Below are 13,756 nucleotides of genomic sequence, written 5' to 3'. Positions count from 1 at the left end.
AAAGAAAAGCAGAACATATAAGATGCTCTGCTTATAAACAATATCCTACTCCGACAATAATCCCTAATAAAGCACCAACTACTACTTCATACGGCGTATGCCCGACAAGTTCATTTAACTTCTTATATTCTGTTTGTCTACCGTGAAAAAACTCATTCAATATTTTCGCCTGTTTACTTACTGCAAGCCTTACTCCTGAAGCGTCATACATAACTATAATGGCAAAAATAGCAGCAATTGCAAATAAAGTACTTTCCACACCTTCCACAACGCCAACACCTGTCGCCAGTGCTGTAACAGTTGAAGCATGAGAACTTGGCATCCCACCTGAAGCGAAAAACTTTGCAAAATCAAATTCACCCGTTTTAAATAATTTAAAGACTACTTTCGTTAATTGTGCTAAAAACCATGAAATTACAGCGGCCATAAGCGGATCGTTATGTAAAATCGTTTCCACGTTCTCAGCTCCCTACTAGCTATAATGGAAATCCTATAGTATCAGTATAAAGAAAAATGCGTAGAAAATACTACGCATTACGATACTTTTGCTGATTTATTTTTTATAAATTTCGGTTGTTTCTGCACCAAGAACTTTGTTTTCGCTACCGAGAATACAACTAATGCAACCCATATACAGAAAAATGCAATCATATGAGTAGATGTGAAATGTTCACCAAATACGAATACACCTAAAATCAAACTAATTGTTGGTGCAATATATTGTAAAAACCCTACCATATAAAGCGGAATAAGTTGGGCTCCTTTTGCAAAATAAAAAAGTGGCAATGCTGTAACAATGCCCGCTCCTATTAATAGTAATGTCGATGACATTGAGATCGAGCCAAATGAGCCGAAACCATGTACTCCTGTCATTACTAAATAAATAATCGCAAACGGCGTTACTAACATCGTTTCCATCGTAAGTCCAATTGTCGCATCATAGTTTAACATTTTTTTTGTTAATCCATATAATCCAAATGAAAGGGCAAGTGATAAAGAAACCCACGGAATAGCCCCGAAACGTACTGTTAAAATGATAACCCCTACTCCAGCTAAGCCAACTGCAACGTATTGCCAAAAGTTTAACTTTTCCTTTAAAACGACTGTACCAAGTAAAATACTAATAAGCGGATTAATATAATAGCCAAGACTTGCTTCAATGACATGATTATGATTAACGGCCCATATGTAGACAAACCAGTTTCCGCTAATCAAGACTGAAGCTATTGTTAATGACATTAATAATTTAGGTCGTTTAAAAAGATTCACGAACTCCCCAATAAACTGACGAAATCTCTTCGTAACACCTAATACGATTAACATAAACACGAATGCCCAAACGATGCGGTGTGCTAATATTTCATCTGCTGGGACTTCCTCAACCCATTTCCAATAGATTGGTAGTATTCCCCACATCGTATACGCACCAGCCGCATATATAATCCCTTTTTTTTGCTCTGCTGATTGACTCCCCATCTTCCTTTTTCTCCTCTTCTCATTTTTTCTCCATTATACGTTCCCACGTGCTCACTTTACCAATAATCAATCTGCATTTCTTTCGACATTTCTCATACAACGAATAATAAACATACCGTTATTACAACAAGTAACGGTATGCCGAAAACAAATTTCTTTTTATGAGTTTTATGATGAAACATATACATACCGATCCAAGCACCAACTGCGCCCCCAGCTGCCGCTGATAAAAACAACGTACTTTCTGGCGTTCTCCACTGTTTCTTCTTCGCTTTCCGTTTATCAAGCCCCATAAGGCTAAAAGCTATAACGTTAATAAGAATAAAATAAATCCATTTCATCGCTTTCTCTCCCTATGAAAAATTCGCTTAATCGTAACATGAAAAAACGATGGAAACAACTGAAGAACACTTTTTATCAAACTAGTTTAATTCATTACTTGCATATTTATATAACCAATTAAAATCGCAGTTATAGCAATTAAATAGAAAAATGTTATGAGCAAAATCTTATACTTCATTTCCTTCACCCACGACCATATCATCGAAAAAACTTCTCTCAATCACTTTTTCATCAAAGTGAAGAACTACAATTAGCCCTACATATAAAGAAACGAAATTTAAAAACCATTCCCCATTATCATCCTTATTAGCTAAACATTTAAATATCTCTTGAAATTGCATACGCTCGTCTATAGCAACAACCGGTCGCACACCAAAATATTTCAATACGAAATGTAAATCAAGCTGCACGGATAAGGATAAAATATATTTTAATAACTCCGTATAATGAGCAACATTTTTTTGACTATATAGCTTCACGAGCTTTTGATGAAAATGAGCAATCGATAATTCTTCATCAGTCATTTTTGTTGCTTCTATCGTTTCAATCATCTTCTTCATATTCATTACATTTACCCCTCCTGTTACAAAACAAAAGCCAAAGCTTATTTATTTTATAATCAGCAATAATTGAGTATTTCTCGTCTCTCTTTCTTCTTCACTAACTAAGTCATACTTTTTTAGAAGATGAAAGACATCATTTAATATTTCTTGTGAGTGATTACCTTGCAAAAAATTTTTTAATCCTTTAAAAATCTCTTCAGATAAAAAACTCTTTTGACTTTCAAGTTTATTCATTACATCTTCAATAGAATGATCGATATTACACACCATAAAAATCCCTCCTCTATCCTTTATAAATAATATCTTCTGCTAACGCTGTAAACACTTCTCCAACAAGAGAATCTTCATCATATACAGATGAACCGTTATTTTCTTCACGTTTTGCAAAAGGTACTTGTGCGATTACTTCTGTTTTCAATTGTTCTGCCAACATTTCGCCGCCGCCTTTGCCGAACAGATAATTTTTCGATCCATCTTGTTCTTCATAATAAGCCATGTTTTCCACAATACCTAAAATCTCGTGTTTCGTATGTTTTGCCATTACACCTACTCTAGATGCTACGAATGAAGCTACATTGTGCGGAGTTGTAACGATAATTTCTTTCGCCTGCGGAATCATTGCTGCAACATCAATAGCAACATCTCCTGTACCAGGTGGTAAATCAAGAAGTAAATAATCTAATTCTCCCCAGTGCGTATTCGCAAGGAAATTTTGAATCCATTTATTTAACATCGGTCCGCGCCACATAACCGGATTATTTCCTTCTGTAAAAAATCCCATAGACATAATTTTAACACCGTGACTAATAACTGGAATTGCTGTTTGATCAATCATCGTTGGTTTTTGATTCGTTTCCATCATAGCTGGAATGCTAAAACCATATATATCTGCATCTAATATCCCCACTTTTTTGCCCATACGAGCTAAAGCTGTTGCAAGATTAATTGTTACAGTTGATTTTCCGACTCCACCTTTTCCGCTCGTTACAGTAAGAAATTGTACTCCTGAATCAGGACGAAGCATGCTTGGCATACCAGTTTCTGTTCTAGTATTTTTCTTTAACTTCTCTGTTAAGACTGCACGTTCTTCTTTTGTCATAGAACTAAATGTTACAGCCACTTTAGAGGCACCAATTGCGTGAAGCGATTCTTCAATATCTTGTTGAATTTTTGATTTTAACGGACACCCTTGAATCGTTAGCACTACTTCAAGTTTAACCTCTGTTCCATTCATTTGTATATTTCTAACCATGTTTAACTCCACAATACTTTTGTGTAATTCTGGATCCTCTACGTGTTTTAACGCATTCATTATTTTTTCTTGAGTAAGCATAGAACTCATCCCTTCTCGTATTCGAATTTATATATAGCATCTTCTTATCGTTTCAAGAAACGCTTATTATCCACCACTAACAGGCGGGATGAATGCGACAATATCTCCAGCTCGTATCATCTCTTCATTCGTTACAAACTCTTCATTAACAGCCACCATCACTCTATCAAGCGATTGTAAACTATAGTTTGCTTTGAGCCATTCTTTTAATTGCTGCACAGTCATTTCTTGTTTTTCAGAAATTACGAATCGATCTAACCCGACTTCCTCACGCAAATTTGCAAACAGTAAAATTGTAATCATTTTCTCATTCTTCCTTCTTCGGTTTTCCTGCTGGATATGGTGTATTTTCAAGTTGATCGCCAATCCACATCGTCCCATCTTCCCAAAATTCTTTTTTCCATATTGGGACGATTCGCTTTATACGTTCAATTGCGTATTCATTCGCTTCATAAGCTACTTTACGATGCGGTGATGAAACTGCAATGACTACCGCAATATCCATTATTTCTAGCCGTCCTACTCGGTGCGTAATTGCTATTTTTGCGTCCGGCCATCTTTCACTAATTTCTTCACCAATTCTCATAAGTTGTTTTACTGCCATCGTTTCATATGCTTCATACTCTAAATGTAGCGTTCGTCTTCCTTTTGTTAATTCTCTCACTGTACCAATAAAAGTTGTAATCGCACCTGCGTCTCTTCTTGCAACCTTATTTGTTACTTCTTCAACTACAATCGGTATATCTACAATTTCAAATAGCACTTGTCCCATTAGAATCACCTCTCACTTTATAAAATGTCCAAGGCCATTCACTACCTTCGTTATCTTCCAACAAGAGAACATCTACGAACATATCTTTTTTATACCCTCTCGTACCACCTGGAAGTACAATAAATATATTTGTCTCTGCTAGAGAAGAAACTGAGCTAGATTTATCAAACCCTGACGGATAAGCGATTAACTGCCCTTCGTTATATGTTAGTTTTCCTCGTACAAATCTTGTAAATGGATTTGGCTTTAAAAAGTCTTCTCCTAATAACGCTTTTTCTCTTTTTACATGTGCTTTTTCACTAAACATATACGTCCGAATACAAGGTCTTACAAACAATTCAAACCCTACGTAACAAGCAGATGGATTTCCTGATAAACCAAATAATAACTTTCCATTTAATTGCGCTACAGTCGTTACACTTCCTGGCCGCATTGCAACTTTATTAAAAAGAACTGATGCACCTAATTTTTCGTATATAGCTGGCAAATAATCGTAATCCCCTACGGATACACCACCTGTTGTAATGAGCATATCTACTTGGCTTAATGCTTCTTTTACAGCCGTAAAACACGTATGAAAATCATCGCTAAACTTCCCAAAATATTTTACTCTTCCGCCTGCTCTTCGGATTTGAGACAATATCATATACGTATTACTATTTCGGATTTTCCCTGGCTGTAATGAATCGTTTACATCCAGTAATTCACTGCCAGTCGCTAATAGTCCAACTACAGGCTTTCTCGCAACTGGCACCTCGCTATACCCGAATGTAGCAAGAAGAGCTGAAATACCTGGATTAATGTATGTTCCTTTCTTTACAAGAACCGCTCCTTTACGAGCATCTTCACCTTGAAAAGAAATATTATCGCCCGCTTTGAATGACCGCTTCAATTCCATATACTTACTGCCAGCCTCCTCATATTGACGAGTCAGCTCTAGCATAACAACTGCATCACATCCATTCGGAATTTGCGCTCCCGTCATAATTCGAACTGCTTGAAACGGACCTACTTTCTCATCGAATAGCGATCCTGCACCAATTTCACCCACTACTTCAAATACAATTGGCGTTTCATAACTTGCTAAATTCGTATCTTCTGCTCTAATAGCAAATCCGTCATACGGGGAACGATTGAATGAAGGTACGTCATAGTCAGCTACTAAATCCTCCGCTAATACACGTCCATAAGCTAATTCAATAGGTAGTAGCTCCTTTAAACCCTCATTAGCAAATTCCATTACTTTACGAACAGCTTCTTCAACCGTAATTGGCACTCTTCTTTCCATTATTGACAACCCTTTCTATTAACCGAATACGCGATAATATAACTGTTTCGCTTTTGAAATATCATTTGTACCATGAATGAAAACACGACCATCTCGAAAAATAACGACGCGGTACTCATCTAGTTGGCAAGATAGTAAATACGGATTCCGATCTACTTCCCCCAGTTTTTTTAATACTTTTTCTATATCATCAAAATTGTACTGTCTACTTTCTACCGTTCTAATTTGAACTGTATTTCTTCCGCACAAAACAGCTACCTTCGTTTGATTTTCGTATGATAAATAAGGATAAGTTCGATTCAAACCGCACGAAGGGCAATCGTCTGTCTTGATTTTTCCTAGTTTTATAAAATGGTTTTGATTACTCCATATATCAAACATAAAAAATGTTTTTCTAATTGCTGCAAAATCTTCTACTAAAATTTTGAGTGCTTCCGCCACTTGATATGCTGCAACGATTTGAACAGTCGGACTAATAATTCCAGCTGTATCACACGTCACACCTGTAACTGGAACGTTCTTCAGCACACAATGTAAACACGGTGTCTCTTGCGAAATAATTGTATAACTCATACCGTACGAGCCAACGCAAGAACCATATACCCACGGGATATTATATTTTTGTGATAAATCATTTATTATAAATCGGATATCGAAATTATCTGTTGCATCAATGATTACATCAACATTTTCTAATAGTCCTTCCAAGTTTTCTGCACATGCATCCATTACGAAAGCATCTATTTGTACTTCCGAATTAAGTTTTTCTAGCCGATTTTTAGCAGCGATTGCTTTTGGAAATTTCTCTCTCGCATCTTCTTCAGAGTACAGTTGTTGTCTTTGTAAATTACTCCATTCAACATAATCACGATCAATAATCGTCAACTTCCCAATGCCTGCACGTACGAAACTTTCAGCACTTGCACTTCCTAATGCGCCTGCCCCTACAATTAACACATGTTTATTTCGAATCTTTTCTTGTCCTCTACCCCCAATCGGTTTGAACAACTGTTGTCGTGAATACCGCTCAGCCATTACATACCCTTCCTCTCACGAACTCTATTTCATATTAGAATGCTGTTTTTGATAACAAGCATAGTAAGCAAACCCAACAAATCCAGCTCCTCCAATTACATTCCCGATAAAAACAGGAACAAAATTTCTAGCAAGATCCATCCACGTCAGATGCCCTGCAAAAATGACTGCTGAGATGACGAACATATTTGCTACTACTTGCTGAAATCCAATCACTACAAATGCCATTATTGGAATCCAAATTCCGATTATTTTTCCGACAAAATCACTCGTCCCATAAGCGAGCCAAAGCGCCAAACAAACGAGCCAATTACACCCAATTGCTAAAATTAAAGTTCTTCCAAAAGATTCATGTAACTTGCCTTCTGCTATCGCTACCGTTTTATTTAAATAATCCCCCTCTGTTAATCCGCCAAGATGACCGAAACAATACGCTACGAAAATAGCTCCTACAAAATTCATGAAAGTAATCCAAATCCAGTTATTTAGCACACTAACCAATGTAATTTTCTTTGCATAAAGCGCCATAGACATTGACATCATATTTCCGGTAATTAATTCTCCTCCTGCTAATACGACGAGCATGAGTCCAACAGGAAAAACCGCGCCTCCTAAAACATTTACTAAACTCCCCCAGCGCTCAGGTAAATTACCTAAAACGCGAATGTTAAGTAAAAAACCGAGCGAAATAAATGCTCCTCCTAAAAAACCGAGAATAAGCATTGCTGGCAAGGTCTGACTTACTTTTTGAACACCGGCCTCAATAACAAGCTCAGCAATTTGTTCCGGTTTATGAAATGACATTACCAATTCCTCCATTTTCTCCAAATAAAAAAGCAGCTTCAAAAAACCTCTTCAAAATAAAGGTTTTTGAATGCTGCTTAATTTCTCTGCACATCTTTTACAGAGAGATCAATCATCACTTTTACTATAAAATAGAAAATCTACAATTCTTGTACACCTTCCATTTTTCACTTTTATGTCAACTTTATATTAACCACCGATATGTGACATTTCAATTTTAGGCATAGCTTTTTTATTACTATTACTTAACCGTTCATCTGAATAACGATCTTCTCGGTTGTTCCATATGTCCCGTACGACATCTGTTATTTCCTCGTCAGTGCAGTCAGATCGAAGCAGGTCTCTCAAGTCATTTCCTTTAGAAGCGAATAAACAAGTATATAATTTTCCTTCTGCAGAAATACGAGCTCTCGTACATGAGGAGCAGAAGGAGTCTGTTACTGATGAAATAATACCTATTTCTTCATCACTTCCAATATAACGATAGCGAGTCGCAACCTCTCCTGCATAATTCGCTTCTATTCGTTCTAATGGCATAACTTGATGAATCGTATCTACTATTTCTTGTTTAGAGACAACCTCTTTTAAATCCCAACCGTTATAATTTCCAACGTCCATATACTCAATAAAACGAAGAATATGTTTATTTTCCTTAAAGTATTGCGCCATCTGCAAGATGTCCTGTTCGTTTTTCCCCTTTTGAACGACCATGTTTATTTTAATTTTCATACCGACTTCAGCTGCAGCTTGTATTCCTTCCAGAACCCTTTGTACTTTGCTTCTATTACCATTCAAATAGAAAAACCGCTCTTCTTCTAAGGAATCTAAACTAACTGTCACACGTGATAAACCCGCCTTATATAAATCAGGAGCAAACTTTTTAAGTAACGACCCATTAGTTGTTAAACCGATATCCTCCACACCATCTATTTTATTCAGGCGTTCGATAAGCTGCGGAAGACCTCTTCGAAGTAACGGTTCTCCGCCTGTAATCCGTAATTTTCTAACACCTAAAGAAACGAAAATACGCGTTATCCTTTCAATTTCATCAAAAGATAAAATTTTATCATTAGACAAAAACGAGTAATCAGGACCAAATATTTCTTCTGGCATACAATATCGACAGCGAAAATTACAGCGATCAGTAACTGAAATACGTAAATCCTTTAACGGACGTTGTAGTTTGTCTAATGTGACAGATTTCATATTTATTGCCTCGCTTTTACTTAGTTTATATTTAAAACACGCTCCGGATGCGTATATACATTTAAGGATTCATTCCGAATAAATCCTATCGTAGTAATACCTAATTCTTCAGCTAGCTGTAAAGCCAACTCAGTTGGAGCTGATTTTGACAGTATAATTTCACAACCAATTTTTGCAACTTTCAATAATATTTCCGAAGAAATACGACCGCTAAAAACAATAATTTTATCTCTTATAGAAATATTATTTTTTAAACAATAACCGTAAATTTTATCTAACGCATTATGCCTTCCGATATCCATTCGACTTAAAATAATACCATTCACATTGCACAAAGATGCATTATGAACGCCCCCTGTATGACGAAATGTCTCCGCAGATTGCTGCATTTCTTTCATTAATCGAAAACAGTCTTCTGCAGTAACCTGTACATGGACGCCATTCATTTTCTTTGCGCTTAGTGCATCATTTGCAAAAACAAATCCTTGTCTACTCATACCACAGCATGAAGTAATATAACGTTTATTTTGCATTTGTTCGTAATACGGATTTACTTTTGCCGTCGTGACATGTACAAATCCTTCTTTCTCTTGTACCCATATGTCATCAATATCTTCATACTTCCGAATGATTCCTTCAGATGCTAAGAAGCCTATTACCATATCTTCTATATATTCTGGAGTACTAACCATTGTAACAAACTCCTGTCCGTTCATTTTAATCGTGACTGGAAACTCTGTTACAATGCTGTCCTCTATATGTTTAAACGCCCCTTGTTCATAACGAAAGATTTCTCTTTCTACCTGTATCGGTTTCACGATCAGTATCCTTCTCTCACGTTATATTTTTATCAAAAACAAATACCGAAACTGCAATATCTTCTTCTACTTTCATATCTGAAAATAGGTTCACTAATTTCGCTCCAACAAGTTCCTCCAAATGTTCACGGGAATTTGCAGCATACACTTCTTGAATCATTTTCGTTCTAGCCATATGAACCATTTCCGCACCGTCCATCGTACTTGAAATGAATTTTTCAGTAGGTGTTAAGTTTCCGTAAAGAGTCGCAATCGCCATATTTTCAGCGAAAACAGTATGAATTCGTTCTGGCCCTTTTCCGAAAAGTTCCTTTCGAAGTTTTCGAATCATATCATTAAATTCATGTACTTTTTTTGACATACAATTATACCTCCCAAAAAACCTCATTTTACTTTATTATATATTTTACCAAAATGAGCCTTCCGCCCAAACTATTTCGTACAAACATTTGGGCGAAAAGATTCACTTCGTGAAGGTTACTCGTCTTTTAACCCTTTACCCATACCTTTTAAGAAATGAAGCCCAAATCCGATAGCACGGTTAATGTCTGGGTCTTTCAATACTTTCATAAGATCGAATACCCCTACCTTTTTATTACTCTCTAGATGTTCATTACCTTCTTCTAGCCCTACCAATAAGCTACCTATAAGCTTTTTCGTAAGCTCCGGATCAAGTTCTGTTAAAGCACCCGCAGCCCCCATCATATTATTAATTAAATTTGTAACGGGCTCACGAGTCACTTGACCAAGAACAATCTTTGCGATTGGTTCTTTCGCCTTTAGCATAGAATTTGCTGCTTCTAGCATGCCAATATCATTCAATTCCCCTACTATATTAAACATTTGATTTAGAGCGTCTTCATTATTAGCTAGAAGCTCTTTTAAATCGTCTAATTTTTTCTGTTTTATTTCTTCCTCAGTTAATTCTTGTTTTTGAATCATTTTTATAGGTGCAGCCATATTTTTCTCCTCCTACTTATCCGTTAAATGCACATACCCTGGACGTGCCCACTTACGATGTACCTCAATACCAGATTGAGGATGACGTTTTTTATTACGCGGGTTCGCTTTTGGCATCGGATTTTCGCCATCAACTTCCAGCACTTCCATACGCACTTTCGTCTGTTTATAAGCAGGTGTGTTCGTACGCGTATCAACGGCAGGACCTGTTAAGAAATTAATTGCTGTTTCATTATCTGTAGAGTTCATCGGTAAATATAACTCATTCGCTTTTACACGATCTGTTACAAGTGCACGTAATTTTAACGCTCCAAACGGAGAGACAAGACGGACTAATGAACCAGTTTTTACTCCACGTTCTTTTGCAAGTGCTGGAGAAACTTCAACGAAAACGCCAGGCACTTTCGTTTGAATACCTGTTGATTTATTTGTCATATTCCCTTCATGGAAGTGCTCAAGCATACGACCATTGTTAATATGAAGGTCGAACTCAGCTGGGAATTCAGCTGGGCGCACCCAGTCAGCAATCGCAAAACGAGCTTTTTTATCCGGGAAGTTAAATCCATCTTGGAAAAGAAGCGGTGTATTCGTTCCATCAAAACTTCCCCAATGGAAACTATTCCATCCTTCCAATACTTCATAGTTTGCTTGTGAAAATAGTGGTGATAAACTTGCCATTTCAGCAAAAATTTCACTTGGATGACTATAACTCCAGTTTGCACCTAATTTATTCGCAACTTCCTGCACAATCCACCAGTCTGGCTTCGCATCTCCAAGCGTAGGAAGAACTTGATATAGTCTTTGAACACGACGCTCTGTATTTGTAAAAGTACCTTCTTTTTCAAGAGATGGCGCTGCTGGTAATACAACATCTGCATATTGAGCCGTTTTAGATAAGAAAACATCTTGCACAACGAAGAAATCAAGGCTTGATAATACTTCATGTACATGATTCGCATTAGAGTCTACAAGAGCCATGTCTTCTCCGACAAGATACATAGCTTTCATTTTCCCTTCGTCAATCGCGTGAAGCATTTCAATATTATTCAGACCTGGTTCGCTATTAATTTTCACTCCATAAGCCATTTCAAATTTCGCACGTTCCATATCGTTCGTAACGTGTTGATATCCAGGAAGCCATCCTGGTAAAGTACCCATATCACAAGCACCTTGTACGTTATTATGACCTCGAAGCGGATATGCACCAGCGCCTGGACGACGATAATTACCTGTTGCAAGTAGTAAGTTTGAAATCGCAGCGGAAGTATCAGATCCACCTGTATTTTGCGTTACCCCCATTCCCCAAAGGATACATGTACCATCTGCATCACGAATCATTTCAGCCATTTGAATCAGTGTTTCTTTTGAAATACCAGTCATTTCTTCTGCATATTCAAGTGTATATGCTGTAAGGCTCTCTTTGAAATCTTCAAAGAAATTTACATTCTCATCAATAAATCGTTGATTGTGCCAGCCTTGATCAATCATATATTTCGTAACAGCCATTAACCATACTTGATCTGTTCCTTGTTTTGGACTAATAAAGACATCTGAACGCTCTGCCATTTCTGTTTTACGAAGATCAGCCACAATTAATTTTTGTCCGTGTAATTTATGTGCACGTTTAATACGTGTAGCTAAAACAGGATGACCTTCTGTCGGATTACAACCTACAATAATAACAAGACCAGATTGTGCAATATCTTTAATCGTTCCAGCATCTCCGCCCATACCAATTGTACGGAATAATCCGTCTGTCGCTGGTGATTGACAATAACGTGAGCAGTTATCAATATTATTCGTTTCAAATACTTGTCGAGCTAATTTTTGAATCACATAATTATCTTCATTCGTAATTTTAGATGAAGAAATAAAACCGATAGCATCTTTACCGTACTCTTCTTTAATCGATCCTAATTTACTTGCAACTACATTCAACGCTTCTTCCCATGTTGATTCAACAAACGTTCCATTTTTACGAATTAAAGGTTTCGTAATTCGTTCTTTAGAATTTACGAAATCCCAACCAAATTTTCCTTTTACACAAGTAGAAATTGCGTTAACTGGCGCATCAGAAGAAGGTTGTACTTTAAGAATTTTACGCCCTTTCGTCCACACTTCAAATGAACAACCTACACCACAAAATGTACATACTGTTTTCGTTTTCTTCGTACGAGTATCACGCATGGCCGCTTCCACTTCTGATACCGCAAAAATACCGCTATATCCAGGCTCTACTTCTTTAATTAAATCTACCATCGGTTCAAGAATATCTGGCTTTAGTCCCGTCATAAATCCAGCTTCACCGAGCATCGTTTTCTCCATTAAAGCGTTACAAGGACAAATGGTTACACATTGACCACAACTAACGCATGAAGAATCATTAATATTTACTCCTTCATCCCAAATCACTCGTGGGCGTTCCGCTTCCCAGTCTATCGATAATGTTTCATTTACTTGTAAGTTTTGACACACCTCTACACATTGACCACATGCAATACATTGATTCGGGTCATAACGATAAAACGGATGCGTCATATCAACTTCACTTACATCTACTTTCGGTTCATAAGGATATTTTTGATGTTCAATTTCCATTAATTCTGCTGTATTATGCAGTTTACAGTTCCCATTGTTGTTGTCACATACTGTACAGTATAATAAATGATTTTCTAGTAACCGATCCATCGCCTCTGTTTGTGCTTCTTTCGCACGAGTAGAATTACGTTCAATGTTCATACCTTCTGTCGCTACTGTCGAACAAGAGCGCATTAACTTTCCGTCAACTTCTACAATACAAGTGTCACATGTTTGAATAGGATCTACTTCTGGCACGTAACAAATTTGCGGATGTTCAATCCCGTTCTCATTTATCACACCCAATATCGTTGAACCGGGCTCCGCTGTATACTTTTTTCCGTCAATTGTAATATGAACCATGTTGTTATTCATGGTCTTTCCCCCTTTTTGAGAATAAAAAAACTCCACCACGAAAATATACGCACCACATTTCGGCACGTTATTATCATGGTGGAGTAGTTTATTAGCACATCTTGCTAAAATACCAATCCATTTATTCATAAATAAAACGATAGAGTCATAACAGGTCATATCACGATTCCATCTTTAACACTATAATTATAGCGTTAAAGTTAAAAA

General features: G+C 36.9%; 16 protein-coding genes. All 16 read right to left on the bottom strand.

The features are described from left to right. Nucleotides 1-31: 31 nt before the first annotated feature. Nucleotides 32-457, bottom strand: coding sequence for a divergent PAP2 family protein (locus PDQ40_RS18405; protein WP_000447815.1), 426 nt, complete (start codon nucleotides 455-457; stop codon nucleotides 32-34). A gap of 77 nt (nucleotides 458-534) precedes the next feature. Continuing rightward, nucleotides 535-1,476: an EamA family transporter RarD gene (gene rarD / locus PDQ40_RS18400; protein WP_000535534.1), complete on the bottom strand. Its 942-nt coding sequence runs from the start codon at nucleotides 1,474-1,476 to the stop codon at nucleotides 535-537. A gap of 92 nt (nucleotides 1,477-1,568) precedes the next feature. Then, entirely contained in the window at nucleotides 1,569-1,817 is a 249-nt protein-coding gene (locus PDQ40_RS18395; RefSeq protein ID WP_000871337.1) for a DUF1294 domain-containing protein, read from the bottom strand. Nucleotides 1,818-1,985: 168 nt separating this feature from the next. Then, nucleotides 1,986-2,384, bottom strand: a complete 399-nt coding sequence (locus PDQ40_RS18390) for a hypothetical protein (RefSeq protein WP_001056285.1) — start codon at nucleotides 2,382-2,384, stop codon at nucleotides 1,986-1,988. 42 nt (nucleotides 2,385-2,426) lie between these two features. Next, nucleotides 2,427-2,651, bottom strand: coding sequence for a hypothetical protein (locus PDQ40_RS18385; RefSeq protein WP_000227057.1), 225 nt, complete (start codon nucleotides 2,649-2,651; stop codon nucleotides 2,427-2,429). A 13-nt stretch (nucleotides 2,652-2,664) separates the two neighbouring features. Further along, complete coding sequence (locus tag PDQ40_RS18380) at nucleotides 2,665-3,714, bottom strand: P-loop NTPase (RefSeq protein ID WP_000957490.1); 1,050 nt, start codon at nucleotides 3,712-3,714, stop codon at nucleotides 2,665-2,667. Nucleotides 3,715-3,780: 66 nt separating this feature from the next. Beyond that, nucleotides 3,781-4,017, bottom strand: coding sequence for a molybdopterin converting factor subunit 1 (moaD, locus tag PDQ40_RS18375; RefSeq protein ID WP_000628477.1), 237 nt, complete (start codon nucleotides 4,015-4,017; stop codon nucleotides 3,781-3,783). A gap of 4 nt (nucleotides 4,018-4,021) precedes the next feature. Continuing rightward, nucleotides 4,022-4,486 (bottom strand): molybdopterin synthase catalytic subunit MoaE, encoded by a 465-nt coding sequence (gene moaE / locus PDQ40_RS18370; RefSeq protein WP_061131688.1) that lies wholly within the window; start codon nucleotides 4,484-4,486, stop codon nucleotides 4,022-4,024. Continuing rightward, on the bottom strand, nucleotides 4,467-5,774 hold the full coding sequence (moeA, locus tag PDQ40_RS18365; protein ID WP_048557169.1) for a molybdopterin molybdotransferase MoeA: 1,308 nt from the start codon (nucleotides 5,772-5,774) through the stop codon (nucleotides 4,467-4,469). Before moeA ends, moaE begins: the two co-directional genes overlap by 20 nt. Before the next feature lie 18 nt (nucleotides 5,775-5,792). Next, nucleotides 5,793-6,809 (bottom strand): molybdopterin-synthase adenylyltransferase MoeB, encoded by a 1,017-nt coding sequence (locus PDQ40_RS18360; protein ID WP_214328259.1) that lies wholly within the window; start codon nucleotides 6,807-6,809, stop codon nucleotides 5,793-5,795. A gap of 24 nt (nucleotides 6,810-6,833) precedes the next feature. Beyond that, nucleotides 6,834-7,613 (bottom strand): formate/nitrite transporter family protein, encoded by a 780-nt coding sequence (locus PDQ40_RS18355; protein ID WP_095842749.1) that lies wholly within the window; start codon nucleotides 7,611-7,613, stop codon nucleotides 6,834-6,836. A 189-nt stretch (nucleotides 7,614-7,802) separates the two neighbouring features. Continuing rightward, the gene (gene moaA / locus PDQ40_RS18350) at nucleotides 7,803-8,819 is read right to left on the bottom strand and encodes a GTP 3',8-cyclase MoaA (RefSeq protein WP_061535924.1); all 1,017 of its coding nucleotides are present in this window, start codon (nucleotides 8,817-8,819) and stop codon (nucleotides 7,803-7,805) included. 20 nt (nucleotides 8,820-8,839) lie between these two features. Then, on the bottom strand, nucleotides 8,840-9,637 hold the full coding sequence (fdhD, locus tag PDQ40_RS18345; protein ID WP_000802675.1) for a formate dehydrogenase accessory sulfurtransferase FdhD: 798 nt from the start codon (nucleotides 9,635-9,637) through the stop codon (nucleotides 8,840-8,842). Nucleotides 9,638-9,653: 16 nt separating this feature from the next. Continuing rightward, nucleotides 9,654-9,998 (bottom strand): DUF2294 domain-containing protein, encoded by a 345-nt coding sequence (locus PDQ40_RS18340; RefSeq protein ID WP_000039582.1) that lies wholly within the window; start codon nucleotides 9,996-9,998, stop codon nucleotides 9,654-9,656. Between the two features lie 116 nt (nucleotides 9,999-10,114). Beyond that, nucleotides 10,115-10,597, bottom strand: coding sequence for a DUF1641 domain-containing protein (locus PDQ40_RS18335; protein WP_000729887.1), 483 nt, complete (start codon nucleotides 10,595-10,597; stop codon nucleotides 10,115-10,117). A gap of 12 nt (nucleotides 10,598-10,609) precedes the next feature. Then, the gene (gene fdhF, locus PDQ40_RS18330) at nucleotides 10,610-13,549 is read right to left on the bottom strand and encodes a formate dehydrogenase subunit alpha (protein ID WP_001063650.1); all 2,940 of its coding nucleotides are present in this window, start codon (nucleotides 13,547-13,549) and stop codon (nucleotides 10,610-10,612) included. Between the last annotated feature and the right edge of the window lie 207 nt (nucleotides 13,550-13,756).

The organism is Bacillus cereus group sp. Bc061, from assembly GCF_027715825.1.
Lineage (GTDB): Bacteria > Bacillota > Bacilli > Bacillales > Bacillaceae_G > Bacillus_A > Bacillus_A paranthracis.
The sequence above is the reverse complement of the archived record's forward strand: the minus strand, read 5'-3'. Positions and strand labels throughout refer to the sequence as shown.

Excerpts from the sequence above, each read along its gene's own strand:
- PDQ40_RS18395 (WP_000871337.1), bottom strand. The coding sequence starts at position 1,817 with ATGAAATGGATTTATTTTATTCTTATTAACGTTATAGCTTTTAGCCTT.
- PDQ40_RS18355 (WP_095842749.1), bottom strand. The coding sequence starts at position 7,613 with ATGTCATTTCATAAACCGGAACAAATTGCTGAGCTTGTTATTGAGGCC.
- PDQ40_RS18380 (WP_000957490.1), bottom strand. The coding sequence starts at position 3,714 with ATGCTTACTCAAGAAAAAATAATGAATGCGTTAAAACACGTAGAGGAT.
- PDQ40_RS18390 (WP_001056285.1), bottom strand. The coding sequence starts at position 2,384 with ATGAATATGAAGAAGATGATTGAAACGATAGAAGCAACAAAAATGACT.
- moeA (WP_048557169.1), bottom strand. The coding sequence starts at position 5,774 with ATGGAAAGAAGAGTGCCAATTACGGTTGAAGAAGCTGTTCGTAAAGTA.
- fdhF (WP_001063650.1), bottom strand. The coding sequence starts at position 13,549 with ATGAATAACAACATGGTTCATATTACAATTGACGGAAAAAAGTATACA.
- PDQ40_RS18340 (WP_000039582.1), bottom strand. The coding sequence starts at position 9,998 with ATGTCAAAAAAAGTACATGAATTTAATGATATGATTCGAAAACTTCGA.
- PDQ40_RS18360 (WP_214328259.1), bottom strand. The coding sequence starts at position 6,809 with ATGGCTGAGCGGTATTCACGACAACAGTTGTTCAAACCGATTGGGGGT.
- PDQ40_RS18385 (WP_000227057.1), bottom strand. The coding sequence starts at position 2,651 with ATGGTGTGTAATATCGATCATTCTATTGAAGATGTAATGAATAAACTT.
- moaD (WP_000628477.1), bottom strand. The coding sequence starts at position 4,017 with ATGATTACAATTTTACTGTTTGCAAATTTGCGTGAGGAAGTCGGGTTA.
- moaA (WP_061535924.1), bottom strand. The coding sequence starts at position 8,819 with ATGAAATCTGTCACATTAGACAAACTACAACGTCCGTTAAAGGATTTA.
- moaE (WP_061131688.1), bottom strand. The coding sequence starts at position 4,486 with ATGGGACAAGTGCTATTTGAAATTGTAGATATACCGATTGTAGTTGAA.
- PDQ40_RS18335 (WP_000729887.1), bottom strand. The coding sequence starts at position 10,597 with ATGGCTGCACCTATAAAAATGATTCAAAAACAAGAATTAACTGAGGAA.
- rarD (WP_000535534.1), bottom strand. The coding sequence starts at position 1,476 with ATGGGGAGTCAATCAGCAGAGCAAAAAAAAGGGATTATATATGCGGCT.